17 protein-coding genes and 1 pseudogene are annotated in these 25,415 nt (G+C 63.0%); 2 read left to right on the top strand and 16 right to left on the bottom strand.

Going from position 1 to position 25,415, the window contains the following annotated elements; all coding sequences use genetic code 11:
* Positions 1-218 precede the first annotated feature (218 nt).
* Complete coding sequence (locus HMUK_RS16130; RefSeq protein WP_012807506.1) at positions 219-1,400, top strand: ABC transporter substrate-binding protein; 1,182 nt, start codon at positions 219-221, stop codon at positions 1,398-1,400.
* An 81-nt stretch (positions 1,401-1,481) separates the two neighbouring features.
* Here HMUK_RS16130 and HMUK_RS16125 read toward each other — a convergent pair whose 3' ends face one another.
* From HMUK_RS16125 to HMUK_RS17775, 15 genes and pseudogenes are all read right to left on the bottom strand, one after another.
* Positions 1,482-2,894, bottom strand: a complete 1,413-nt coding sequence (locus tag HMUK_RS16125) for an MATE family efflux transporter (protein ID WP_012807505.1) — start codon at positions 2,892-2,894, stop codon at positions 1,482-1,484.
* Positions 2,895-3,104: 210 nt separating this feature from the next.
* Positions 3,105-4,001 carry a polysaccharide deacetylase family protein gene (locus HMUK_RS16120; RefSeq protein WP_012807503.1) on the bottom strand — a complete coding sequence of 299 codons (897 nt, stop codon included), beginning with the start codon at positions 3,999-4,001 and terminating at the stop codon, positions 3,105-3,107.
* Between the two features lie 55 nt (positions 4,002-4,056).
* Complete coding sequence (locus tag HMUK_RS16115) at positions 4,057-5,832, bottom strand: IucA/IucC family protein (protein ID WP_012807502.1); 1,776 nt, start codon at positions 5,830-5,832, stop codon at positions 4,057-4,059.
* Positions 5,829-7,178: a lysine N(6)-hydroxylase/L-ornithine N(5)-oxygenase family protein gene (locus tag HMUK_RS16110; RefSeq protein ID WP_012807501.1), complete on the bottom strand. Its 1,350-nt coding sequence runs from the start codon at positions 7,176-7,178 to the stop codon at positions 5,829-5,831. The genes HMUK_RS16115 and HMUK_RS16110 overlap by 4 nt, the downstream gene beginning before the upstream one ends.
* Entirely contained in the window at positions 7,171-7,800 is a 630-nt protein-coding gene (locus HMUK_RS16105; RefSeq protein WP_012807500.1) for a GNAT family N-acetyltransferase, read from the bottom strand. The genes HMUK_RS16110 and HMUK_RS16105 overlap by 8 nt, the downstream gene beginning before the upstream one ends.
* Complete coding sequence (locus HMUK_RS16100) at positions 7,797-9,602, bottom strand: IucA/IucC family protein (protein ID WP_012807499.1); 1,806 nt, start codon at positions 9,600-9,602, stop codon at positions 7,797-7,799. The genes HMUK_RS16105 and HMUK_RS16100 overlap by 4 nt, the downstream gene beginning before the upstream one ends.
* Entirely contained in the window at positions 9,599-11,110 is a 1,512-nt protein-coding gene (locus tag HMUK_RS16095) for a pyridoxal phosphate-dependent decarboxylase family protein (protein ID WP_012807498.1), read from the bottom strand. Before HMUK_RS16095 ends, HMUK_RS16100 begins: the two co-directional genes overlap by 4 nt.
* Entirely contained in the window at positions 11,107-12,477 is a 1,371-nt protein-coding gene (locus HMUK_RS16090; protein ID WP_012807497.1) for a diaminobutyrate--2-oxoglutarate transaminase, read from the bottom strand. Before HMUK_RS16090 ends, HMUK_RS16095 begins: the two co-directional genes overlap by 4 nt.
* 291 nt (positions 12,478-12,768) lie before the next feature.
* On the bottom strand, positions 12,769-14,613 hold the full coding sequence (locus HMUK_RS16085) for an IucA/IucC family protein (RefSeq protein WP_012807496.1): 1,845 nt from the start codon (positions 14,611-14,613) through the stop codon (positions 12,769-12,771).
* Positions 14,614-15,127: 514 nt separating this feature from the next.
* Positions 15,128-15,688 (bottom strand): class I SAM-dependent methyltransferase, encoded by a 561-nt coding sequence (locus tag HMUK_RS16080; RefSeq protein ID WP_012807495.1) that lies wholly within the window; start codon positions 15,686-15,688, stop codon positions 15,128-15,130.
* Between the two features lies 1 nt (position 15,689).
* On the bottom strand, positions 15,690-16,130 hold the full coding sequence (locus tag HMUK_RS16075; RefSeq protein WP_012807494.1) for a DUF302 domain-containing protein: 441 nt from the start codon (positions 16,128-16,130) through the stop codon (positions 15,690-15,692).
* Between the two features lie 234 nt (positions 16,131-16,364).
* Positions 16,365-16,682 carry an SHOCT domain-containing protein gene (locus tag HMUK_RS16070; RefSeq protein WP_012807493.1) on the bottom strand — a complete coding sequence of 106 codons (318 nt, stop codon included), beginning with the start codon at positions 16,680-16,682 and terminating at the stop codon, positions 16,365-16,367.
* Positions 16,683-16,792: 110 nt separating this feature from the next.
* Positions 16,793-17,619 (bottom strand): annotated as a pseudogene (locus tag HMUK_RS16065) (IS5 family transposase).
* A gap of 183 nt (positions 17,620-17,802) precedes the next feature.
* Positions 17,803-18,276 carry a hypothetical protein gene (locus HMUK_RS16060; RefSeq protein ID WP_012807491.1) on the bottom strand — a complete coding sequence of 158 codons (474 nt, stop codon included), beginning with the start codon at positions 18,274-18,276 and terminating at the stop codon, positions 17,803-17,805.
* Complete coding sequence (locus HMUK_RS17775; protein ID WP_174259140.1) at positions 18,273-22,745, bottom strand: hypothetical protein; 4,473 nt, start codon at positions 22,743-22,745, stop codon at positions 18,273-18,275. The genes HMUK_RS16060 and HMUK_RS17775 overlap by 4 nt, the downstream gene beginning before the upstream one ends.
* Positions 22,746-22,923: 178 nt before the next feature.
* Between HMUK_RS17775 and HMUK_RS16050 the strand changes: the two genes are divergently transcribed.
* Positions 22,924-23,808 carry an IS1595 family transposase gene (locus HMUK_RS16050; RefSeq protein ID WP_012807489.1) on the top strand — a complete coding sequence of 295 codons (885 nt, stop codon included), beginning with the start codon at positions 22,924-22,926 and terminating at the stop codon, positions 23,806-23,808.
* 470 nt (positions 23,809-24,278) lie between these two features.
* Here the strand turns inward: HMUK_RS16050 and HMUK_RS16045 are convergent, their stop codons facing one another.
* Positions 24,279-25,397: a tyrosine-type recombinase/integrase gene (locus tag HMUK_RS16045; RefSeq protein WP_012807488.1), complete on the bottom strand. Its 1,119-nt coding sequence runs from the start codon at positions 25,395-25,397 to the stop codon at positions 24,279-24,281.
* Positions 25,398-25,415 lie beyond the last annotated feature (18 nt).

Raw genomic sequence — 25,415 nt, 5'->3', positions numbered from 1 at the left:
GAGACACTATGATCCCACTCCCGTCCCGCATTTTCGATAGAGCAGTGGAGTCCAATCTTGGCGACTGGCACAAACCAGCCAAATTTGTGCGAATGCAGCATTATTTGAATGTCTAGGACGACAATAAATCTACTAGCGGCAGTTTCGTCCGCCGGCCTATATTTTAGGTAAGACTAAAAATTCGACACGCTTTTGTATTTTAAGGTTAGCCTAAAATTATGGCGCTGGATGACACCACGCACCGGGTACCGACGCGCAGAGAATACATCAAAGGCGGCACCACACTCCTCGGCGTCGGCCTTCTCGCCGGCTGTTCCGAGAGCGAATCGGAGTCGATCTCGACGGAGCAACCGACGACCTCTGAGACCCAGGCCGAGACCACTACGGAGAATCGGTCGTACACGGTCACGATGGAACCAGTAGGCGACGTCGAGTTCGACAGTGTCCCTGAGTCGGTGACGGTCTACAATCCGGACTACATCGACATGATGGTTGCACTGGGCCACGGCGATGCAGTGGAGTCCGTCTGGTACAAGTCCCGTTACGTTACGCGTCACTACGACGAACTGGATGGGGTCTCGATAGACGTATCAGCACTGACACAGCTATACAGCGACGGTATCGCCAAGGAGGTGTTCTACGACATCGGAGGGGATTTGCACCTGATGGATCCGAACCTCCTCGTCAACAAGTACAAGAACATCGAACAGTCAGACATCGAGGAGTTAGAGTCCGAGATTGCACCGTTCTTCGGGAACACGATCTTCCGCCGGACGGACGACTGGCACACGTATCGCTACTACACCCTGTACGAGGCTTTCGAGAAAGTTGCGGCGGTCTTCCAGGAACGCGAGCGCTACGAGGCGATCCGGTCCATTCACGACGACGTCGTCGCCGATGTCGAAGCTCGGGTGCCGGGGCCGGACGCGCGGCCGAACGCTGCGCTGGTGTGGCAGGGCGAGAACGAGCCCGAAGAGTTCTATCCGTACCGGCTCTCTGGAAAGGGCGCGAACAAGGAGCACTTCCACACGCTCGGGATCACCGACGCGTTCGCTGGTACCGGCGTCGACGGCCTCTCGACCACGGACCGAGGCACTCTCGACTACGAGACGCTGCTCGAAGTCGACCCGGACGCAATCCTCCTCCGTGGCCACGGCGACAAGTCCAGAGAAGAGTTCCGTAACACGGTCCTCTCGTTCATGCGAGAGCACTCCGTCGCCAGCCAGTTGACTGCCGTCGAGAACGAGACAGTGTTCCGTGGCGGTCCGATTTACGCGGGGCCGCTCCACAACCTCTTCCTGCTCGAACGGTTCGCCCAGTCGTTCTTCCCAGACATCTTTACGGAGGACCAGCTGTTCGACCACCAGCGCGTCGCCGAGATCGTCACGGACAGCGCCTGATCCTCCGCGAGTCTTCGGTGATGGAGTGGGAGTAACTGTCTTTTCACGAACTGCTCCCGCCTGAAAGGTCGTGTGGGACCGTCAGTCGTCGTCCGCCGGCTCTGGGCCGGCGTCTCCCATCAGGTCGGTGCCCCGCCACGTCCCCCGGGAGTACCAGGCGAACGCAAGGAGGCCGCCGACGACGTTCGACAGTGCGAACCCGAGCCAGATCCCGGTCGGTCCGAGGATGTCGGCCGCGCCGTAGGCTGTCGAGAGGCGAACGACGCCGAGGACGCCGACGACGATGATCGCGGCGGTGCCTGTCTTGCCGGCGCCGCGAAAGCCCGCGTTGAACGCCCGCCGGACCCCGATGAATCCGAACGTCGGAGCGACGAATCGAAGGAAGGTCGCCCCGGCTGCGACGACATCCGGGTCTCGGGTGAACACGTCCACGATGACAGGTGCACCGACCCACACGACCAGCCCGACGAACGTCAGCACACCGAACAGGGCGACCGCCGCGAACGAGACGGTCCGCTCGGCGCGGTCGTGTTCTCTCGCGCCGATGTTCTGCCCGGCCATCGTCTCGACGCCGCTCGCGAACGCGACAGCGGGGAGGACCACCAGCGAGAAGACGCGGATGCCGACGCCGTAGCCCGCGACAACGGCCGTTGGGAACAGTCCGACGATGAACAGCATGAGGTTGATAGCGAGCGCACGCGCACCCTCTTCGACGGCAGACGGCAGCCCGACACGACCGATCTTTTTTCCGAATTCGATATCGGGGATCATCTTTGCGGGCCGAATCTGTAACCCCTGGGTCCCGTACAGGAGGAGAGCGACGCCGAAGGCTGCCGCGAGTCCACGACAGGCGACCGTCGCAAACGCAGCACCCCGAATTCCGAGCTCGGGCACTGGACCCCATCCGTATATGAGGATCGGGTCCAGGGCAACGTTGAGGACGACGGAGCCGAACATGACCAGCATCGGCGTGACTGTGTCGCCGTAGCCCCGAAGCAGCGAGATGAACACGACGAACGTGAAGAGGAACCCGATGCCCAGCGAGATGATCCGGAGGTACGCGGTCGCTTCGGTGAGGACGGCCCCCGAGGCACCCAGTACCGCCAGCAGGTCGTCGACGAAGAGGTAGCCGATCGCACCGAGAACGACGGAGGCGACGGCCGCGTACGTGATCGTCTGCGAGGCGACGAAGTTGGCTTCCTCCGTGTCTTCAGCGCCCGTGTGCTGGGCGACGAGGACACTCCCGGCGACCGACACGCCGAGACCGAGAGACAACAGCAGGTACACCATCGGAAACGCGAAGCTCATCGCGGCGAGGGACGTGGTGCTGTATCGGCCGATCCAGAGCGTGTCGGCGAGGTTGTACGCCGTCTGGAGCGCGTTCGTCACGGCGATAGGGATGGCAAGCCAGAGCAACGGCCTGGCTATCCCGCCGGTCGTTAGGTCGTCGGTCGGGCCGTCGAAGAGAGCACGGAGTCGCCCCCACAGAGTCATGTCGGACACCCGTCGGGGAAGGTCGTCGCGAACGCCTCCGGCCGGTGCTCATACTGCCGGCTGTACGTCTGTACTGAATTTCGCGACCCCGTGGTCGCGAATATCTTGAAACAGTTATAGCCGGCAGTCTCAGTCGACACGCGGCACCGATCCGGTTGGCTCTCGCTGCCGTCCCGGTCTGTCGTCGTTGTCAGTTCCATGGCTGTCCGTTCAGACGACTGATTCGTGCCAGTGCGAGGCAACGTCCGCGCACGTCCCAACCCAGGTGTCGTCGGTAGCGAGCACGCGTTCCAGCAGGCGGTCGAGCATGTCTACGCGACTCGCTCGGCCCACGACTTGGGGATGCATCGTCGGAACGAACAGCCGACGGCGATCGTAGAGCCCCTCGAATTCGGCCCGCCAGGCCTCGAACACCTGCTGAACCGGCGCGATTCCTGCCTGGAACTCAAACGCCGGGGACATGTTGTACCCCCAGTAGACAAAGTCGTCCAGCAGGTAGCAGTTCGGGATCTCGACGAGGTCGCCGCTGTCTCGCAGATACGGTACGTCCGTCGCTTGCGAGGAGGCGTCGTATGTCATTCCGGCGGCCAGAACCAGTTCCATCGTCTGATCCGTCGTGCCACCGGGTGTCCGGTAGCCAGTGGGCGTCTCCCCGAGGAGGTCGTCGAACAGGTCGAGTGCCTGCTTGAACTCGCGCTCCTCACGTTCCGGGGGCATGTTCCGTGGCGAGTCGTGGGTGTATCCGTGGTGAGCGATCTCGTGACCCGCCGCGTGTATTCGCTGGACGACGGCCGGCCAGTCGGCAGCGACTTTCCCAGGGACGAAGAAAGTACACTGAGCATCGTGGCGGTCGAACACGTCGAGGATCCGCGGGACGCCGACTTTGGGACCGTACTCTCCCCGATAGCTGATCCGTGCGAACTCCGGGTCGACGCTCCCTGCCGCCCGCCACAATTCGCCTGCGTCGAGGTCGAACGTGAAGGTTGCGGCCGCCTGGTAGTCGTCTGGCCAGGGATCCTGGTCGGTCTCCCACGGGACGCCCTCGTCGATTAGGTCGCGCTGTTCGCCGGTCGATCCGTCGGTGGCTACTGTGGTGTCGTTTGTCATCGATTTCTCCGGTGAAGTGGTCGTTCGGTCGGTCGTCGGTCGTCGGCTCTCCGAGTCACAGCTGACTTGCCTCCTGTGTCGCGACAAGTGGGTTGTCAATCTCGGTGTAGACCGACTGTGTCTCGGGCGACCCGGTGAGTTCGTCCATGTCGTGGAACCGCGTCAGTAGGTTCGCCTTGCAACTGATCGTTTCTGCAGTGAGCAGGTCAGTCAGGAGCGACGATGCTGCGTGGTCGTACTGTCGGAGGTGTTCCAGTTCCGTCCGGAATACGTCGAGCAAGGCCCGCTCGTCGACCAGACCTGCGGTCCCGAACGCGTTGACGACGCCAAAGACGTTGTTCAGGACGACGTAGTAGCGCACCCGTTCGTCCGCGATGGCGTCGGGACAGACGGTGTCCGTTCGATCACACACGCCTGGCAGGAGCGCGTCGAGGTCGTCGGCCGCGGACTCGGGGATGTAGTACCCCTGGCTGTCGCGGTACGCGAAGCTCGTGGGATAGCCGTCTTCGAGTTCGAGCACGCCGTTTTGCTGGTGGGCTTCAACGCCGAGTCCGCAGTCGAGGTACAGCCAGAGGACGGGGCGGATTGCCGTCTGCAGGTATTGTTCGAACCAGTCCTTGCTGACCGCCTCGGTCGTACGGCCCTCACGCTCGGCCAGCGTCCGGACGATCGTCTCCAGCTGTGAGATGCCAGCGACGCCGTCTTGACAGAGGGCAACGACTGGCATGACGTTTGCTCCGGCGTCGCCCTGGTATGGGTTCTTCCGGAGGACGGTCTCGAATCCGGATTCCGGCCCGCCTCCCACGTTCACTGTCAGGTACGCCGGGTCGTGGAGCATGTCGAATGACGGGAACTTTCGGTCTACCGTCCGTCCGAGTGCCGTATCGAACAGTTCTGTGATGGCGGCTCCTCGGTCCAACTCGCGCCGCTTGTTCACTCGCTTGGAGTTCGTGATCCGGACGCCGAGGGACGTCTTGACCATGAACGGCGCGTCTGGGCTGTACAGCGTCCGGACGGAGGAGGTCGGATGGAAGACTTGACCGACCGGGCCGAGCGAGACGATGTCATCACCCAGGTGCTCTCGAACGTGTGGCTGTGATTCAAGATAGTCAGCCTGCCAGGGATGGGCCGGGATCAGGATGCCGTCTCCGTCAACGTGGTCGGCGACGAAGGACTCGTCGACGGCATCGTCGGCACGGAGCGCCCGTTCGATCCACTCCGGCGCGCTCTCGGTCAGCGCCGAGCCGTGCTCTACGAGCGAAGGGGCTACCTCGAAGTAGTGCAGTCGAAACGAGCCGCCGAGTTCCGGCGCGTACGTCTCGCGCTTGTGTGGTGGAATCCCTTCCCGGCTCTTCGGCGTCGGGTGGAGGTGGTGACCGAAGACGAGCGACTGTTCGGCTTCGAGAAACGTCGTCTCGAAGCTATCGAGCCCGTCACCACGGCGTGCTTCAACAAACCGTTCGACGTTCTTGCAGCTCTGGATGACCCGCAGTAGCAGTTCGTCGGCGGCACCCGAGCCACTCCGCGCCGCTGCCAGTTCCGTCGTCACCAGCGTGACGAGCGTCGGATAGGTGAGTTTCAGTACCTCGCCGTCCGGGAGCCGGTAGACGCCGGGCAGGTCGAACAGGTGGCGGCCCGTCGGGGACTCGTACGCCAGCGGGACGAACAGGTCGACGCCTTGCGTCTCGAAGTGGACGTGGATCGCCTCCTCGGGATCCGCGTCGAGCGGGGTATTCTCTGCCGAGCGAACGGCGTACGCACCCGTCTCACGGAGATAGCAGTTGAGGAAACTGTGCGTCGTGGCTGCCCTCGCACGTTCGTTCGCGTTCATCGGCGGCCTCCGTAGTGGTTGCCGACGCGCTCGGCGGACGTATCGGCGAGGAACTGTTCGACGTCGAAGTCCTGGAAGACCGTGTCCTCGTCGATCGGATACACCTCGCGGCCGGTGAGCTGTTCGACGATGACGGCGTTGCGGTAACAGCCCAGACCCAGATCCGGGGTGCCGACGCCGTGGGTGTGGACCCCGGCGTTCTGGACGAACAGCCGCCCCGTACAGTCGCTCTCGACGCGGTACTCTTCGGTGATACGGAGCCGCCCCTTCGGATCGCGTTCGAGCGCGTCTTCTAGCGGTCCCAGGAACGACGGCGTCGGCCGGTGGTAGCCGGTCCCGAGGACGACCGTCGCCACCTCGTGGACGAATCGCTCGTCCTGCTGGGTCTGGTGGCACGTGAGACGGTACCCGTCGTCGGTCGCCTCGATATCCTCGACGGCGGTCGTCGCGAGCATCCCGAAGTCGGGATCGCGCGAACCGATAGACCGCTCGTACAGCGTGTCGTAGATCCGTGCGCTCGTCTGCACGTCGATCCCCTTGTACAGGAGGTCCTGCTCGGAGAGCGTCTCGTCTCTGGTCTCCCGATCGAGGTCGGAGAAGTATCGCGTGTACTCCGGGGTGAAGTGTTGCAGGCCGAGCTTCGAGTACTCCATCGGGAAGAAACCGTCCGACCGGGTGAGCCAGTCGAGGCGGTAGCCGTGATCGGTCTGGCGTTCGAGCAGATCCAAGACGACCTCGGCGGCGCTCTGGCCGGAACCGACGACGGCGATCGCGTCGCTGTCGAGAGCGCCGTCGCGGCGGTCGCGGTACTGTGCGGTGTGAAAGACGGCGTCGCCGAGACAGTCACGGAACTGCTCTGGAACGTAGGGCCGTGAGCCGACGCCGACGACGAGGTCGTCGGCAGTGAACGCGTACCGCTCGCCGGTTTCCGGGTCGACGGCTTCGACCCGGAAGCCTGCATCGATCTCGGTGACACTCGTGACCCGGCGGCTGAACCGACAGCTGTCGAGTCGATCCGCGACCCAGCCGAGGTAGGCGTCGTACTCCCGACGAGGCACCTGGAACGTCTCGTAGAAGTAGAACTCGTAGATGCGGTCGGTCTCGCGCAGGTAGTTGAGGTAGCTGTACTCACTGGTCGGATCGGCGAGCGTGACCAGATCCGCGAGGAACGGCACTTCGAGGGTCGCTCCCTCGATGAGCATCCCCTCGTGCCAGGCGAACGCCGACGCCTGTTCGAGGAACGCCGCCTCGACGTCCGTGTCCGCGAGCAGGGCCGCGAGCCCGAGGTTGAACGGTCCGAGTCCCACACCGAGGACGTCGACGTGGCCACGGTCGGTCTCAGTCATTCGCTCTCACCTCCGCCACTGCGGCGCGGCCGTCGGGCCAGATCGTCTCCTCGAAGGTCTCGCGGTGGCAGTACATGAGCATCGCGTCTTTCTCGTCCATGGCGATCTCTCGGACCGGTTCGAACCCACAGCGTCTGAACACGTGTCTGACGACCTCGTTGCGAACGTCGGGCTCGACCACGATCCGGTCGGTCTCGGCGTGTGTGAACTGAAAGCGCAGCATCGCTCTGACGAGCGGGACGGCCAGCCCCTGTCCGACGAACTCCGGCGGGCCGACGAGGAGGTGGAGCCCCTGGTCGGTCGGGTTCGCGTCGAAGTGCTCGCCGACCTCGTCGTCTGTCGCCCAGTAACACTCCCAGTAGCTCATCGGGACGTGATCGACCGATCCGACGTAACAGCCCACGCCCTCGGTCGCCAGCTTCCCCGCCATCGTCTCTCGAAACACCGACAGCGGTTCTGCCAGGTCCCAGAACGGCTGGACGTGTTCGGCGTTGAGCCACGCGTGCAGCCGGCCGAGATCCTCGGACAGCGAGACCGGACGGAACGCGATCGTCCGGTCGATCGTCTCGTCGTGGGCCCGGAAGCTGTCGTCGCGGCCGACCGACGTGGCGGGCGCGGTCATCGCATCACCGCCTGTGAGAACTCCTCGACCAGGGGATTGGGGACGGCAGCGTACACCGACTGGTCGTCCAGCGAGGGGGCGTCGAGTTCGTCGAGTCCGCGGAACCGCGTGAGCAGGTTCGCCTTGCGTGGGACGGTCTCGGACTGGAGGAGCGGGTCGAGCAGCGACGAGGACGGACGGTCGAACTGCCGGAGCGACGAGAGGTGGTCGCGCAGGAGTTCGAGGAGCCGACGTTCGTCCACCAGCCCGGCGGTACCGAAGGCGTTGATCACGCCGAAGGCGTTGTTCAGGACGACGTAGTAGCGGATCCGCTCGTCGGCGACGGCGTCCGGGCAGATCGTGTCGGCCCGCTGGCCGACGCCGGGACAGACGGCGTCGATCCGATCGTAGGCACCCTCCGGGAAGTAGTACCCCTGGTTGTCGCGGTAGAAGGCACGGTCCGGATAGCCGTCGTCGTCGAGCGTCAGGACCGTGTTCTGCTGGTGGGCCTCCAGTCCGAGCCCCCATTCGAGGAACAGCCAGAGGACCGGCCGGATCGCCGTCTCCAGATACCGCTCGAACCAGTCGACGCTCACCGCGTCGGGGCTTTGCCCCGTTCGCTGTGCGATGTCGCGAACGACCCGCTCCAGGCGGGACGCCCCCGCAATGGCGTCCTGACACAGCGCCGCGACCGGCGTCGCTCGCCGCCGGCCCGACGGAGCGAACGGGTTCTCTCTGAGGACGACCTCGAACCCGGACTCGGCGCTCTCGCTCTGGACGGTCAGATAGGCGGGGTCTCGGATCACGTCGAACGCGGGGAATCGATCGTCGATCGCGTCTCCGAGTTCGGTGTCGAGCAGTTCCGAGATCGCGACGCCACGGTCCAACTCCGGGCGCTTGTTCGTCCGCTCGGCGTTCGTGATCTTGACCGCCAGCGAGCCCTTGACCATGAACGGGGACTCGGGCGCGTACAGCGTCCGCACCGAGGAGGTCGGTGCGAACTCCCGGCCGATCGCTCCGAGCGATTCGAGACGCCCGTCGGCGAGCAAGCTCCGTGCCGGCTCCCGGTCGAGCAGGTACTGGGCCTGCCAGGGGTGAAGCGGAACGAGGACGCGCCCGTCGTCGACGTGGCGGTCGACGACGTCGTCGGAGACGGTCGGATCGTCTCGGAGGGCCGACGCGACCCACTCGGCGGCGCTGTGCTCGCGCGTGGACGCCTGCTCGACGACGGCCGAATCGGCGCTGACGTAGTGCAGCGAGAAGCTCGTCCCGAGCTCGGGCGCGTAGCGCGGCCCGTCTCGGCCCATCCCGCGCCGGCTCTTCGGGGTCGGGTGCATGAGGTGGCCGAACACGAGCGACTGTTCGGCCTCGCGGAACGTCGCCTCGGGATCGGTGAGCGCGTCGTCGCCACGACGGGCGTCGACGAACCGCGCCGTCGCCCGACAGCTCGAAACGACACGGGCGAGCAGCTCGTCCCGATCGGCGTCGCCCCCGCGCGTCAGTTCGAGCTCCTTGGTCAGGAGCGTCGCGAGCGTGAGGTAGTCACAGTCGTGGATCGTCTCCTCGACGCGGTACTGCACCGGCGTCTCGAAGAGGTGGCGCCCGGTCGGCGAGCGGTGTGCGACCCGCGCGTACAGGTCGATGCCCTGGGCTTCGAGGGGACAGTACAGGACGGTCCCCTCGGTGTCGATCGGCGTCTCGTCGGCGGGTCGAAACGCCCCACTGGCAGTCTCGTGGCAGTAGCAGTTCAGGAAGCTGTGCGTCGTGGCGTGGCGCGCGATCTCGCGCGCCGAGTCGTCGTAGTGTCGTGTCAGTCGCGTCATGTCGATCTCTCTCGTTCGATCTCGGTGCCGTGTTCGACGACCGATTCGAGCAGCGCGCGGAGCGACGAGCGCGTCGCGCGCGGGTTCAGCAGGGTGAACTTGAGCGTCGCCGTCCCGCCGACTTCGGTGCGGGCGATCACCGCCCGCCCCGCCCGGAGGAGCCGATCGCGGATGGCCGGGTTGATCTCGTCCGGATCGCCCTCGTCGGGCCGGTAGCGAAACAGGACGGTGCTCAGCTGTGGTTCACACACCAGTTCGAGCTCGGGGTGGTCACGAACGTCGTCGCCGACGGCGGTCGCGAGGTCGACGACGTACTCGACCCAGTCGGCGAGGCGCTCGCGTCCCAGCGTTCGGAACGTCACGTACGGTTTCAGGGCGTCGAACCGACGGGTCGTCTGGAGGGACTTCCCGACGAGGTTCGGGACGCCCGCCTCGTCGTCGGCCTCGGGGTTGAGGTACGCCGCGTTGCGGTCCTGTAGCCGGAACTGGCTGCCGTCTCCGAGCAGAAAGGCCCCACAGCTGATCGGCTGGTAGAACAGCTTGTGGAAGTCGACCGCGACGGAGTCCGCTCGGTCGATCCCGTCGAGCGTCGACCGCTCGCGTTCTGAGAGCAGCAGCGCACCGCCGTAGGCGGCGTCGACGTGGAACCAGAGGTCGTGCTCGGCTGCGCGGTCGGCGAGTGCCGGGAGCGGGTCGACGGCACCGTGGTCGGTCGTCCCTGCGGTCCCCAGCAGCGCGAACGGTCGGCACCCCGCCGCTGTGAGATCCGCGAGGGTCGCGTCCAGCGCGTCCGGGTCCATCCGGTAGCCGTCGTCAGTTGGGACCTCGACGACGGCGTCCTCGCCGAGACCCAACTGTGCCGTAGCCTGGGCCGCGGTGAAGTGAGCCGCCTCGGAGGTGACGACTCGGAGGTCGTCGGCGTCGGCGGGGAGCCCCTCGGTCTGTACGTCACAGTCCAGTCGCTCCCGACAGTACCACTCCCGGGCCAAGAGCAGGCCCTGGAGGTTCGACTGGGTGCCGCCGCTCGTGAACACGCCGTCAGCGCCGGCAGGGAACGACAGGAGGTCACAGAGCGCGTCGACGACCCGCTCCTCGCAGACGGAGGGCGCTGGGGCCTGGTCGAACGAGTCCATCGACTGGTTCGTCCCCGCGACGAGCGTTTCGGCCGCGAGTCCGGGGATCGTCGGCGGACACTGGAGGTGAGCGACACAGTCCGGGTCGAAGACGCCGACGACGGACGAGAGCACCTCGTCCGTGACCTCGCCGAGCGTCTCTTCGACAGACTGCCCGCGCTCGGGGAGGACACGCCGTCCCGCGAACCGGTCGCGGAGCGTGTCGGGGTCAGCGCCGGAGTACGGCGTCGCGCGGTCGGTCGCGGTCACGACGGCGCGTGTCGCCGCGTCGGCCGCAGCCGCGTACGCGCGGTTTCCCTCGTCGCTCCCGAGGAACGCGTCGTCGACCGGTGGCTGGTCCAGGCGCTCCGTCGCGTCGGGAGCCCCGCCGCTCATGCGAGCACCTCCGCGCGTTCGTCGGCGTCGATCGCCGCGCGAACGCTGCGGTGGAACAGCTCGGCGATGTCGTCGACCTGTCTCGGGGAGACGACCAACGGCGGGAGGAACCGAGCGGTCGCGCCGTCGCGCCCGCCGGTCTCGACGATGAGCCCGCGATCGAACGTCTCGGCCTGAACGCGCTCTGCGAGGTCGCCGTCGGGCGGGTAATGGCCCTGCGGGCCGGGCTCGCCGGCCGGATCGACGAACTCGACGCCCAGCATGAGGCCACGTCCCCGAACGTCTCCGACCGCTTCGCTGATCGCAGCGGTGTCTTCGAGACGCTCGCGGAGCCGCTCGCCCATCGCTGCGGCGTGTGCATCGAGGTCGTTGTCGAGGACGTGTCGCATAGTCACCGTTCCGGCCGCCATCGCGAGCTGGTTGCCACGGAACGTCCCCGCGTGCGCTCCCGGCTCCCACCCGTCGAGTTCCTCGTCGTAGACGACGACCGCGAGCGGAAGCCCACCGCCGACGGCCTTCGAGACGGTGACGACGTCGGGGACGATGTCGGCGTGCTCGAAGCCGAACAGCTCTCCGGTGCGACCGAGCCCGGTCTGGATCTCGTCGGCGATCAGCGGCACGTCGTGTTCGTCGGTGAGACGCCGGATCTCGCGCAACCACGGGGCCGGCGCGGGAACGGACCCTCCTTCGCCCTGGACCGACTCGAAGATCATGCCGGCGGGCGAGACGACGCCGCTCGCGGGATCGTCGAGCACCCGTTCGACGTACCGGGCGCTGGTTCGCCAGCACTCGTCGCCGCCCGCCCCGAACGGACACCGGTACGTGTAGGGGTACGGGAGATGGTGGACGGCCGAGGACAGTCCGGGCAAGGACTCCTTCGGTCCGGTGTTGCCCATGAGGCTCAACGCCTCGCCAGTCATCCCGTGATAACCGCCCTGGAAGCCGAGGATCGGCCGATTTCCGGTGGCCGTTCTGACGAGCTTCAGTGCCGCTTCCACCGCGTCGGTCCCTGCGGGGCTACAGAACTGGACCTTCGCGGTGTCTGTCAGCTCGTCGGGGAGACAGTCGAACAGCGTGTCGACGAACCGCTCTTTCTCCGGCGTCGTGATGTCCAGCGTGTGGATGGCTCGCCCGTCGGCGAGCACGCGCTCCATCTCCTCGACGACGGCCGGATGGTTGTGTCCGAGAGCGAGCGTCCCCGCCCCCGCGAGACAGTCGTAGTACTCGTTGCCGTCGACGTCGACGACCGTCAGTCCCGAGGCGGTCTCGATCGCCAGCGGAAGATATCGCGGATAGGTCCGCGCGCTCGATTCGCGAGCGGCCTGCTGGGCGAGCAACTGGTCGGCCGTCGCGTCAGCGTAGTTCACTCACGATCACCTCCGGTCCGGGAGGCCGTCCCTCCGGACAGCGTGTGATGGCTCGTCATCGATTGTTTTTAGGCCTGCCTAAAAACAAAAAGCTACTGGTAATAGTTGGAGTTCTAGTAAAAAATCGCGGAAAAGTCCTAGAAACTCGAAATATTCGAAATAATACACCGAGAGCTAACCGACCGTCAGCAGCCGGCGGATAGACTGGAACCGTCGAAAGTCACTGCACGCCCGAGCGCGACGGCAGTGCGGTCGGTGAGCGAACCGTTTCACACGGTTTATTCTCGTCGCTTACCGGCTATCGTCGCCCAACTCGGCGAGCGTGTTCGTCACGGTCCCGTGAGCGGTCACACCCGGTGGCTCGGGATCGTCGCTGTACCCGTAGTCGGTCAGGCGGCCGCGGTTCAGACAGAGGCGGGTAAACTCGGGTTCGAACAGATCGAAGCGGTCGAAGCGCTGCTCCAGGTCCGGGTGTGCCGACTGGTACCGCTCGATGCTGTCCCGGACCTGCCGCCAGAAGGTCGTCTCCTCGTAGCCGACTTCCCGTTCGAGGAGGTCGGAAACGTATCGGAGGACACAGATGAACACGGTCCCAAAGATGTGCTGACACAGCGCCTCTGGCCCCTTCTGATGGAGGATGTCGGGATGATCGTACAGATCGTCGGGAATCGCGGACGCCTCGGGGAGGCGTTCGTCGCTCAGCGCGATCTCGTCGACGTAGTCCTTGACCGCGATCCGGACCGGGCGTCCGTCCCGGTGGATCACGAGGACGTTCGTCCCGTGTGGCATGAACACCAGTCCGTACTTGTACAGGTAGTGCAGCAACGGCTCGAAGAGGACGTCGAGGAACTCGTCGATCCAGTCCGACAGCGAGAGCCCAGCCCGAGAGGCGAACTCGGAGACGATGGGCGAGCCGTCGAGATCGCGGTGGAACAGCGCGGAGAGTGGTACCGCCCGCTCGGAGGCCGTCGTGAACGACTGGACGCTCTCGCGCCAGACCGCGCCCAGCAGCTCCTGGTACTGGTAGGGCGCGCCCGAGAGCTGGGAAAACTGGGGGTGCTCGTAGTTGATACTCGCGATCTCGCCGGGGAGCACGAGGTCACACTCGTCACTGAGGAACGGGTCCCGATCGCGAATCTCCTTGACCGCCGCCGTCACGCGGGGCGCGGCCAGCGCTTGCTCGCCCGGTAGACCGCGATACACGATCGTGTTCAGTATCCGCATCGGAAGCTTGACGTGTGGTTTCGTCGGGTCCGAACGGTTGGTGAGGGTCCGGATCGACTGCTGAGGGAGGTACGTGTCGGGGCCGTCTCCGAGTGGCACGATCTCGTCGGCCGCGATCGCGGGCGCGAACAGCTGGGCCAGCGTGTCCCGCCACTGCCACTCGTGGACGGGCATGAGGTAGTACCCGGCGGGTTCGAGACCCTGCTCCGAGACGAGGCGTTCGAACTCGCCGACGTGGTCGCCGAGGTGTGTCTCCATCAGCCCGTCGTAATCGAGCCCGTCGACGCTCGCGAACGTCGCCTCGGACCGGCGAACTGCGACCCACTGCAGTGACTGGGGACGCTGGTTCTCCGGCGCGTACCGGAGATAGTCCTCGTAGTCGAAACCGACACGCCCCTTGTTGACCGTGAACCACGGGTGACCCCGCATCTCCCCTTCGATCTCCATCGCGTCGAGATCCAGGATGCTGTCGGCGGCGTCGGCGGCGTCGGCGTCGATGTGTGTGTCCGCCAGGAGCGTGTTGTTGTACTCCCGGACGAGGTAACTCGCCGTCTGATCGTCGATCCCCAGCGTCTCGCGAGCGTCGAGCAGGAACTGGATCGCGTCGCTCGCCGCCGTCCACGCACCGTCGCCGACGCGTTTCCGGATCGACGACGAATCGACGCGGTAGCTGTCGAAGACCCGCTCCTGTGCCCGGAATTCGTAGGTGGTGTCGCCCAGCGGGACGCGATAGACGCGCCAGTCGCCGTCGACGGCGTACTCCTCGGGGTCGAGGAGTTTCTCGTAGGTGAACTCCGCGAGCATCTTCGCGAGCAGCGCACGATCGGCGCTCTGCCAGCGGTCCGTCTGCAGGGTCGTCCGGAGCCGCTCGACCGCTGTACTCGAGACGCCACGACTGGCCTCGTCTCTCATGTAGAATTTCACCCGTTGATCTTTAGGCTAGCCTAAAACGTAATAAGTGTTTCTCTCGCTCGCGTCCGTCAGGTCGTCGTCCGGTGGTTTCGAGCGACTGGAACGCCGGAGCGACCGGTGCAGCGAGACAGCGAAAAGACCGCGGATCAGCGGTTAGTTCGACCCGGTGACGGCCGCTGCGAGCGCCTCGCGGTCGAACAGCCGTTCGTCCCCTGGTATCGTCGGCAGCTCGTCGGCGGTGACCTCGCCCGACCACTCGCCAATATGCATTTTCTTCGCGTCGGTCGTGCCTCGTCTCCGCCGTCTTTCACCGTAGGTTTTAGTCCATCCTAAAGTGATAAATGGCCTTCGATTTTAGGATAGCCTAAAATCTACAACAGTTGGCGAACGTGGCAGCGCCGTACAGTGACTCTGAGTGGCTGAAAGGACGATCCAGAACCGTCGGTGAGAGCGACGATTCCCCACCGGGCGACTGTTCGGCCGCTCGAAAACATCTAGCAGAACGGAGTTCGGCCTACCGTCTCGTGGCGATCACGAGGAACGTCTCAGGGCGAACGGCGTCGTGTTCGATGGTGAAGCCGGCGTCTCGGAGTGCGTCCGTCGCCTGCGACGCCGTAAAGCGCTCGTCGAGAGGTGGACCGGCGTCGCCGCTGCCACTGGCCGCCCAGTCGGCGACGACGAGTCGCCCGCCGTCGGTCAGCACCCGTGCGATCTCCGCGAGGGCAGCCTCGTCCGCGAACTCGTGGTACGTCATCGTCGAGAACGCGGCGTCGAGACTGTCAGTGGCCAGCGGGAGGTCGGCGACGCCGCTGGTCACCAGGTCGACGTTGTCTGGAACGCCCTTCTCCCGGTAGTAGTCGTGCATCTCGCTCTGTACGTCGACGGCGTACACCGTGTCCGCGATGGCAGCAGCGTCGTCGGTGTAGAAACCGGTCCCGCTGCCGAGATCCGCGATCACGTCGTCGCCGTCCAGCGAGAGCGCCCAGAGCAGTTCCTCGGCCGAGAGAGCGCGGTACCGCCGGGCCGCGTCCTCCAGCTTGTCCGCCCGCGCGGCGTCGAACGTGTGAAATCCCATCTCAGAGGTTCTCGAAGGCTTCGTCGACCATCTCTCCGGTGTCGGCGACGATATCGGCCATCACGTCGTCGTCGGGGGCCATGCCGACCAGGCGCGCGAGACGCATGATCGAGACGTGGTAGACGCGCTGTCGGCCGGGCGCTTCCTCCCAGACGACGACGTTACAGGGCATGAGCGCGCCGAGCCGGTTGTCGGTCGCGTCGAGCGCCCGATCCGCGACGGCCGGGTTGCAGGCACCGAGGACGTAGTAGGGGTCCCGGTCCGCGTCGACCTTCTCGTTGAGCATCTCCGACGGCGAGAACTCGACCGGAACGCCGAAGCCTGCAGCCGTAAACACCTCTCGGACGTGTTCGACGGCGTCCTCGTGGTCCATCTCCAGGGTCGTCTGGGCCTCGCCGATGTCGTCGGGATCGATCTGTGTCGGGTCGATAGGGAGCGTCATTCCTGTCGAATATTGGGGCCACTCAGAAAAACTCTTTCGCCGTCGTCCCAGCGCGGCGAGCGAGACCGCCGACGGCGAACGGGGGAGACGCCAAGAAATTCGACTTCGTTGGCCGCTTTCTCGACACGAGCGAACGGGACGGTAGAGACTGTTCGTCGGTACGACACTGTGACGTGATAGCTGTCGAAAAGGGGCGATCGAACCCGGGTCCAATATTGCAGTTTCGATGAAAATCTATTCGAGAAGACGGTCACATTCGTCGGACGCTCGTTTCGACGTCTCAGTGTCGAGAAGGTGATCGAGGCGTTGCCGAAATTCCTCGTGGCTCAGTTCGCCTTCGGCGTATCGCCGTCGCAGGGTTTCGACTGGTGTCTCGGCCGCGTCGTCTCGCTCGTCGTGAAATCGGGGTTTCGGGGCGTCGTTCGCCTGCTTGACGACACCGACCGTTAGCTGCGCGGCGACGTAGAGCATCGCCAGAGCGGGGACGAGGAGCAAGAATCCGGCCACGAGGTTACCGACCAGTCCGAAGAACCCGACGACCGCTGCCGGCACGCCAATCAGAGACGCGACGACTGCGACGGCGGTTCGGCCAGCGGGACTCTCTGGCGCGTATCGATGAACCCGTTCAGACTGCCTTGTTGAATCCAGGGACGGCGTAGCGATCACTCCTTGATGGCTTGTTCGAGGTTGTAGACGGCGACGGTGAGTACCAGTTCTCGGAATTCGCGGTACCACGCGCTCGGCCCGACAGCGGACCAAATCGGCGCTTGATGGCCGAGAATGCGGTCTCGGCCATCCATCGCTGCCCGTAGAGATCGCTGTCCAACCGTGCGTTGTGGGCGTGATCGTAGTGCGCGAACAAGCGGTGTCTGATGACCGGCCGGACGCCTTCGGAACGCAGTGCGTCCCGCAGTGACTGATCGTCGTAGCCTTTGTCACCGGCGAGACTCTCGATTTCAGTGGTATTGCGCAGCGCCACTTGACGGCCGACCTGTGTATCGTGGGGCCAGTGTGCCGAGCAGTGGAGGTCGAGGACGGCACACGCCTCCGTGTCTACGAGGGCCGTCGTTTTCAGCGTGCGTATGTGGCGATCCGACCGGTCGACGTAGTGGCTGGATGCCGCTTCACGGTCGAAAAACGTGGCATCCAGCGCCCCATGATTGCCGGGATCGCAGCGGGTCGCCGACCGACGGAGCAGTTGCCGCCAGATACGGATCGGCACCCGTTCGAAGGATCGACACAGCGTCGAGGGGGCCGGGAAGTCGGTCCGAGCCAACTGCAACAGGCCACGAACGCGATCCATCTCACTCGCCCAATCGACGATCTCGCGGTAGCTCGCGTCCATGTGGATCCGCAAGAAATGCAGCGTCAGATGCTTCCAATCCGCAAATCCGTTGCCAGCCGGGTCACTCACCACCGCCGTGGGGCTGGCGGCACAGCGTTTTTGAGCCAGCGATGCGGCTTGTGTAACGAAGCGGAAGAGTGGCATTGGTACATTCACTCTCTCCGCTTCGCTTCCACCTTCACAGCAACGCTATCCAATCGCCGTCATCGGATTCAACAGAGCACAGCGGTCAGATCGCATCGATTTTCGATCTCATCATCAGTAACCGTTAGTCGGCGGCAAAATCCTGAACAGATCTAGTGGAGAACTCCTCTGGGTACCAAGCCATCAGCTCCCGGTGTCGGGAACGAGTGTTCCATTCTGCTGTCTCAAACCCTCAGTCACAAGCGGCCGCTGATCGGCGTTGTTGAACGATTCGTACTCGATCGTTACGTGTGCCGGTGTCTGTGCGAGCGTGATGGTGATCGGGGATTTCCAAGCCGAATCGTTGCCGGTTGTGGCTATCAGCGTGCCGACTTGCACAGTCCGATAGATGGCTGTCGTGTTGTAGAACAGCACACGGACACCCTTTACCGAATCACCCATTATCCCGCCATGTAACTCTGCTCGTCCATCGAAGACGACTGTCTCATTGTCCTGCTCAAGTTCACCATGCACGTGGAGACTAGCGGGTTGCTCTGGTGGTGGGCGAGGATAGACAAACGAGGCAGCGATAGCGGCCCCGAGCACCACTCCAACGAGGAGTAGCATCGTCGCGAGCAAGCCGAATCGGTGGCGATTCAATGATTCGAGATTGATCATGCGGGGCCTCTCGCTAAACCATGGGTTTCTCCGACAGCATTATTGAATTCGATCGTCAGCAGTTCCTCTATACTGTATGGGGTATAGTTCCCGTTCATTGGGGGAGCCAATGATTCTGTCTCTCTCCAACCTGCACGCATGACGCTCCACTGTGTGTAGCGCTGTTGCTCTTCTTCAGTCTCCAAGATCACCCGCTCGGGGGTGCCATCGTCCGGACTCCCACTATACCGTTCGCGTGGACTACCCAAGAAGTCGTTGGGATCATCGTTTTTCCCCACAGACAGCACATGACCAGTTTCGTGAGAGATCACCTTCTGCAATTTTGCCACTTGGTTCGGCGGTGGGCTACTGAACTCAAAAATCACAATACCGTAGTCCTCCAAGAAGTTTCCACCACCATCACTGGAGGCACGCCCTCCGGTTCCTGCCCACCCTCCGGCACCTTGAGTCGTTAAATAGAGGTAGACGCTATCCTGATTGTTGTGGAACTTCTCCTCAATCTCGTCAATATCGTCACGAGATGTGGGCGGACGCTCGTCGTCCAAGTCAAGTCTATCAGCTGCAAGATCTTGGTCGTCTAGTTCCTCATCAATATTGTATGATACATCCATACCATACAACCGATAGAACTTCTCCGACCAGTTGATCCCATCAAAGGCGGCTTGATCGACATCATCGTCGTAGTCAACTTCAACAGTTATACAGGGGGATGGCGTAGTTTCCTCATCGTTCGGGTGCCCCAGTTGGCTATCGTCGTAGAATTGCCAATGTAGCTCACCGATATGGATGTTCGAGTGTTCTATGTCATCGTCGCGATCAAGATCTGCTCCAAGTGCCGAAGAGACTTCTTCAATATCGTGGACGCCTGCCTGCTCGGAGACCATCTCGTCTGCTTCAATCCCGTCGCCACTTTGGAGATGGTCGCGATACAGTACGACGTTGTCAGTCCGTCCAACGTCGTAGACACCGATCCAACCGTCCCAGTACCCATCACCGTCACTGTCTGGGTTCGTCGGTTCGGTCGTGAACGTCACATCTTCATCTTCTTGCAGGTAGTCGCCGATAGTCCGGTCTTGTGTGAGTCCATGGACCTCCTGTCCGTCAGTGAGGCCATCATCGTCCGAGTCGGGGTCCCATGGATCCGTGTTCTCAGAACGCTCTTCGACCGAATCGAGCCAGCGGTCTGTCCTCTTATCGCCATCAAGTGCAGTGAACACTGCTTGATCGCGCGGCGAGTCGCCATCGGTCATGACGAAGTCGAAGTCGTCAGTAGCGTCGGAAAGGTGGAGGTCAGATAGTGCTTGGTTCTCGTCGATAATTTCGAGCATTCTCGCCAGTCGTAGATTCCCATTCGACTCGATCTGATTTACGAACTGTTGGTGGCTGACGGTCACCTGATACGTGCGCTCGGCGGTCGGATCGGTGTAGGTTCGGTTACGCTCGACGTCGTCCGTGAGACCGTCTCTATCGGTATCTGCGGTAAGCGGGCTAGACGAGACTTGAAGGACATAGTCATTTGGCGTACAGTCTTCTCCCTTCCATTCGATGGTCCCGCTGTCAGTTTCTCGCTGCTGGCACGCTGAGTCGAAGCGGAGCGGTCTGTCAGCGCCGTCAGCTGAGACGACCGGAATATCCCAGCCCTCCCGTTCGATGTCGTCGTTCAGACCGTCACCGTCAGTGTCCCGCTTGTTCGGATCGCTGACAGTGTCATAGAATTCCCGATCTGTCGTCGGATGGGTCTCGGGATCGTCGAAGTCGAACTCCTGACTGTCAGTGAGGGTGTCTCCGTCGGTGTCGGCCGCAGTCGGGTCTGTCTCGATTCTCGTTCCGTTACCTACTAGCAGGCCGGCTTCTTCGCGGTAATCCGGAATACCATCACCGTCGCTATCGGTCACCGACGAGGTGTTGGTCTCGGTCACCTGGATATTGTCGACTGTGAAGTACGTGTCTTTGTGATCGGAGTTGCTACAGTAGACCGATGGACGGAGCGTGAACTCGATCGGAACCTCGCCGTCGACCGCCGCGCGAGCCACGAGAGAGCCCGTTCGTGACTGGCCTGGATTATCGACGCTACTGACATCTTCACCCTTGACGATAGTGTAGGGAATTCGCTCACCAGTGTTGGCATTACGGAATGCCCACTCGGGATACTCCCAGTACCCGTCTGCTGCGTGGCCCCAGTCGAACGACACTGTGATGTTTCCCTGGACGGTCCTGATGGGTCGCGAAGCCTGCGCCCGGGAACATCTGTAGACGCGCATTTGGAGCTGGTCGTTCTGCACCGTAACCAACGCATCGCCAGCCGTCGAGGTGTTCCATCCGTCAAGCTGGCCGTCGTCAAACGTCTCGTTGAGCACTGTCGTGTTCTTGATCTCTGCGCCGCGTCCCTCATCTGCATCTGGCGGATCCTGCTGGAATGGTGCCAGCCATGTTTGACGATGGAACACGACGTACCGCGAGAAGTGCGAGACGTTCGCTGTCACGGTATCTGAGTCGGTATCGACTGTTGAGTTGACTGGCGTGAACGTTCCGATCGACTCGTTGTACCAGAATACAGATAGATTCGACTCGTCACCAGCTGGCACGGTCTCGTCATCGTACTCGAACGTCAGCGTCGCGTTATCGAATGATCGCTCACTTTCGAAGGACGTCACTGACGTGACCGCAGCATCTGCAATATGCCCGTTCTGTAGGTAATCTTGCTGATTCTCGCTAACCGAGACCGATTCCGCGACGTTGCCCCGACCGGTTATCTCGACCGAGACACCGAGTGACTCGTTGGTCGCGGTCGTCGTGAACGTCTCGTTGCCGTCCAGGACGCCGTCGCCGTCGGTATCCGGATCGAGCGGATCGGTGCCGAGTTCGATCTCTTCACCGTCTCCGAGGCCGTCCTCGTCGGTGTCTCGGTTGGTCGCGTTCGTGCCGTACTCTCGAGTCTCTTCACCGTCGGTCAGTTGGTCACCGTCGGTGTCGGCGATCTGGGGCAGGGTTCCGTTCGCGTACTCGGCGGCGTTGTGCAGGCCGTCTCCGTCGGGGTCTTCAGCACCGTCGACAGTGCCGTCGTCGTCGGTGTCCGCGACGACCGGGTCGGTCTGGGTGAAGGCCATCTCGACACGGTCTGCGAGCCCGTCACTGTCGGTGTCCGCCACGAACGGATCGGTCCCGGTCTGGCGCTCCTCAAGTGTCGTGAGGCCGTCACCGTCGAAGTCCTCCCACCCGTCGACTGTCTCGTTGGCGCTCTCGTCACGGGCTGTCTGCGAGGAGTTGCTGTTCGGATTCAGTGGATCAGTTCCGGCCACCGACTGCTCGTAGGTGTCGGGGAGTCCGTCACCGTCGAGTCGGAGCACGGCCGGTGACTCCGTCTCTCCGTCGGTCGTCACCTCGATCCGGTTCACCTGCTCGGTCAGATTGATCGTCGTCGTGTACGAACGGTTCAGACCGTGGCCACCGCGGCGTGCCGTGGCGTTGGTGGTAACCGTCTGATTGTCGTTGATCGTGATCGTCACCTGTTCATTAGCGGCGGGGTCGACGGTGGTGACGTTCCCCGCGATGCGGTACCGCCGGGTGTCGTTGCCGGACCGAACGGGATCGACACGTCGGTCGATCGTCGCTGTCGTGTCGACATCGCGGCCGACAAACTCGACGACTTTCTGTGCATGCTGGTAGGCAGTCCGGAGATGCGGGATTGCCGTCGCACGTGATTTGTAGAACGCCTGGCCCTCTGCGTCGCGAGTGCCCCACTTATTTGCTCGGTCGAGGGCCGTCTCGGCAACCTCAAGTTGGCGCTCGGCTCGCTGGCGGTTGGCCGCCGAGAGTTCACCCTCGTAGTGGTTCAAGACGTAGCGTGCGTCTTCGACGGCCATGCGAGCACTCTGGTTGTCGGCCTGGTAGACGAGGCTGACAGCGCGCCGGGTCTCGTTGCTGTGTCCCGTTTGAGCGGGACGCATCAACGCCCGCACCGCGATACCGTCGTCGGTGAATACCTGTCTACTCGAGACACGAACTGGTCCACGATAGTCAGACCGCGTTCCGTTGATGCGATCGCGTGCGCGTGCAACGTGACGCGAGTTACTGGCGTTGATCCGATCGACAATCGCCAGTGCGGCCGACTTTTTCAGTCGGGGCGGTGCGTTGTCGGGGACCGACACCTTGGAACGGTTTCTCGTCTCCGTCGGCGTTACCGGTATGGCGGTCTCTGTCGTCGCCGTCGGCGTACTCGTTGGAGCCCCAGAGGTCGTCGTTTCTGTTGCAGTTGTTTCCGACTCAGTTTCTGTTGCAGGAGTCTCCGTTCGTGTCTGTACGTCTGTCGGCGTCTCGGTGTCGGTCGGCTGATTGCCGACACTATCGATCGGCGTCGACTCGTTTCCGACACTACTCGCTGGTAATCCTGCTGCTACTGCTGGCGTGAACGTGGCGGTCACGAGAAGTACCGTCAAAAAGACAGAAATTACTTTCGTTCGTGTAGCCATACAAACTCATTTTCCATCATATATTTATTCATTTCTATATCAGAGATTCTAATAAATTATAGTAGCGTATTTTATATTTCTAATTATGGTTTGACGCTCTTGCGAAGGAGATTGTTGATAGCGATGGCTGGAGCTGAAAGTCGAAGAGGGCAAGGGCACCGCGCTAGCGGTGCCCGATATGTTCCCAATAAGCCGGTTCGTGTCGGAATCGGCTGCAGCGGACCTGCTGGAACAGGTTCGCTGGCGTGATGGCGTCGAGTGCCCCCGCTGCCGTTCTGACCTGACGGTCAGAAACGGCAGCTACCGGGTGTATCAACGGTATCTGTGTAAGAATTGCGGTCGCACGTTCAACGACAAGACCGACACGATCTTCGCTCACTCGAAGCTGAAGCTCAAAGAATGGTACTTCACGATCTACGTGTTCTTACGGTTCAACACGAGTATTCGGCAAATCGAGGCAGAGCTTGATTGTTCCTACCGGACGGTGAGACGGCACGTCGAGCAGTTCGCCAGAACTCTCGACGCGCCTTCGATTACGCTGTCTGGACCGGTCGAAATCGACGAAGTGTACGTCTCTGCTGGTCTCAAAGGCCGCGAGCGTGACCAGGAGTCGCGCTCGCGTGGCCTGTCCACGCGTGGACGGGGATCGTACGACGGCGACAAACCGCCGGTGTTCACGCTCGTCGATCGTGGTTCGGACGAGCGGTACGTCGTGCCAGCGAAATCCGCTGACGAATCGACCGTTCGACTCCTGCTTGCTGACCACGAAGAGGAGTCACTGACCGTCTATACGGACGGATTTCGGGCCTACGACCCACTAGAAGACGACGACTCATTCACCCGCAAATACGTCGTCCACAGCGACGGTGAATACGCTGATGGCGAAGTACACGTCAACGGCTGCGAGAGCCACGCGTCGCTGACGCGACGGTGGCTCTCGCCCCATCGAGGCGTCTCGAAAGACAAGCTAACGCCGTATCTCAGAGCCTTCGAACTCCGCCGTGAACTCTACAGAAAACCAGGTGACGAAGCACTCAAACATGCTCTCAACGCCGCACTCTGAAAATCAACAACGTGCTTCACAAGAGCGATGGTTTGATCACACGCTTATATTGAATCTGTAGCCAGCACTGGAATCGTAGCTGAAGACACAGTCATCAGACTCCAGTGGTGACGAATTCGTATAATCCAACTTCGATCGATTCATACCGCATCATCGCACCGTACGGCACGCACATAACGCCAGAATCGACGATACACTCAGTGGGCTGTGATCGAACCCGTTAATTTGGCTATGAAGTATTCGCATGGTTCTGCTGGACGAGCGCGTGAATAGTACCGTGAGATTGTCCTGACGTGTACGGTCTACAACATCAAACAGTACGTGATGGCCTGATCGATGGGGTACGCCAGCGGGTCTTCGAGACAGGAGTCGTCCAGTTCGTCGAGGGCAACCATCTTCGTGTCGTTCAGTTCGGTCTCGCCGTCGAATTTGGCATCTATTGCCGAACCGTGCGGGTCGACGGCATCGGTTTACTCGTCCCCATCGTGCTGTTCGAACGCGTCACCGGTCTTCGCCGCTCGTTCTGACGCCAGGACCTCGGAGTAGGCTTCGCGAACGACCTCGGGTGAGTTGTCGAGCTGGTCGGCGGCGGCGTCGATGCCCTGCTGCAGCGCGAGCACGCGGCCGACACCGCGACGAGCGCCGTGAAGCTGGAGGTAGCCCTCGGCGACCTCGATTGCGGCGTCGGCGCAGAGTCGCTTGAACAGCCTGCGAGCGCCGTCCGTCGTGAGTGCCGGCGGACGGGCGTCGGTGTCGCGGAACGCCGCGAAGATGTCGCTGTAGCCAGAGAGTGCGTCGCTGTCAACGTCGTCGGACAGTCGGTCGTACAACGACGGGTAGTGGAAGCTGGGGAACAGCGGCCACTCCGGTTCGGGATCGTAGACGGTCAGCCAGCGCTCGATCGCGGGGCGTGCCTGTGGAGGGACCGCCCGCGTCTCCCACGCCTGACTCTTCCCGAGCACGTCGAGCGCGTCGACAGCGTTGCTCAGGTCGCCCGCGTTCGCGCCGTCGCGCCGATCGTCGTCGGGCATCGCGAGGACCTCAGCCCCACGGACGCCTGCGAAGGCCAGCAGGTAGGCGAGTGCCCGGTCTCGCGTCGCCGCGTAGGCAGTGGTGCCGTCGGCGTCGATCGCTTCGTGTGCGCGTTCGTCGAGATATGAGAGGAACGCCTCGCGGTCCTCGCGTCGCCACGTCTGTTGGCGCTCTTCGGTGCGCCCGTCCCGGTCAGGGAGCGGTTCACGGGCGTCGGTGCGGATCCCGTAGTGTTCGTCGACGAGCCCTTCGCGCTGCGCCCAGCCGATCCAGGCCGAGACGTAGCCGTAGTACTTGTGGACCGTCTGGGGCTTGAGCCCCCGCGTCGTCAGCTCGTCGCGGATGTAGTTGCGGAGATCGCCGGCGTCGATCTCGGCGAGCGATGTAGTTCCGTCGTCGCGCAAGTAGTCGGCGAAGCGCTCCAGTTCGCGCTCGGCGTTGCGTCGGTACGCCCCCGACTCGTTGTTCGGCCCCTTGCCCTTCGAGCGCAGGTAAGCATCGAGGGCGTCTCGAAGGTCATCTTCCCCGTCAGAACCCCCGGATTCGCTGGCTGTCATCGACTCGGCTTACCGGAC

Source organism: Halomicrobium mukohataei DSM 12286 (assembly GCF_000023965.1).
Classification (GTDB): Archaea; Halobacteriota; Halobacteria; order Halobacteriales; family Haloarculaceae; genus Halomicrobium; species Halomicrobium mukohataei.
Note: the sequence above shows the minus strand (reverse complement) of the source record. Positions and strands in the feature narration are given on the sequence as shown.

Bases quoted from the DNA above. Each gene is read 5' to 3' on its own strand.
- HMUK_RS16110 (WP_012807501.1), bottom strand. From the start codon at position 7,178: ATGACTGAGACCGACCGTGGCCACGTCGACGTCCTCGGTGTGGGACTC.
- HMUK_RS16045 (WP_012807488.1), bottom strand. From the start codon at position 25,397: ATGACAGCCAGCGAATCCGGGGGTTCTGACGGGGAAGATGACCTTCGA.
- HMUK_RS16120 (WP_012807503.1), bottom strand. From the start codon at position 4,001: ATGACAAACGACACCACAGTAGCCACCGACGGATCGACCGGCGAACAG.
- HMUK_RS16075 (WP_012807494.1), bottom strand. From the start codon at position 16,130: ATGACGCTCCCTATCGACCCGACACAGATCGATCCCGACGACATCGGC.
- HMUK_RS16130 (WP_012807506.1), top strand. From the start codon at position 219: ATGGCGCTGGATGACACCACGCACCGGGTACCGACGCGCAGAGAATAC.
- HMUK_RS17775 (WP_174259140.1), bottom strand. From the start codon at position 22,745: ATGGCTACACGAACGAAAGTAATTTCTGTCTTTTTGACGGTACTTCTC.
- HMUK_RS16125 (WP_012807505.1), bottom strand. From the start codon at position 2,894: ATGACTCTGTGGGGGCGACTCCGTGCTCTCTTCGACGGCCCGACCGAC.
- HMUK_RS16100 (WP_012807499.1), bottom strand. From the start codon at position 9,602: ATGACGCGACTGACACGACACTACGACGACTCGGCGCGCGAGATCGCG.
- HMUK_RS16095 (WP_012807498.1), bottom strand. From the start codon at position 11,110: ATGAGCGGCGGGGCTCCCGACGCGACGGAGCGCCTGGACCAGCCACCG.
- HMUK_RS16105 (WP_012807500.1), bottom strand. From the start codon at position 7,800: ATGACCGCGCCCGCCACGTCGGTCGGCCGCGACGACAGCTTCCGGGCC.
- HMUK_RS16050 (WP_012807489.1), top strand. From the start codon at position 22,924: ATGTTCCCAATAAGCCGGTTCGTGTCGGAATCGGCTGCAGCGGACCTG.
- HMUK_RS16085 (WP_012807496.1), bottom strand. From the start codon at position 14,613: ATGAGAGACGAGGCCAGTCGTGGCGTCTCGAGTACAGCGGTCGAGCGG.
- HMUK_RS16080 (WP_012807495.1), bottom strand. From the start codon at position 15,688: ATGGGATTTCACACGTTCGACGCCGCGCGGGCGGACAAGCTGGAGGAC.
- HMUK_RS16060 (WP_012807491.1), bottom strand. From the start codon at position 18,276: ATGATCAATCTCGAATCATTGAATCGCCACCGATTCGGCTTGCTCGCG.
- HMUK_RS16115 (WP_012807502.1), bottom strand. From the start codon at position 5,832: ATGAACGCGAACGAACGTGCGAGGGCAGCCACGACGCACAGTTTCCTC.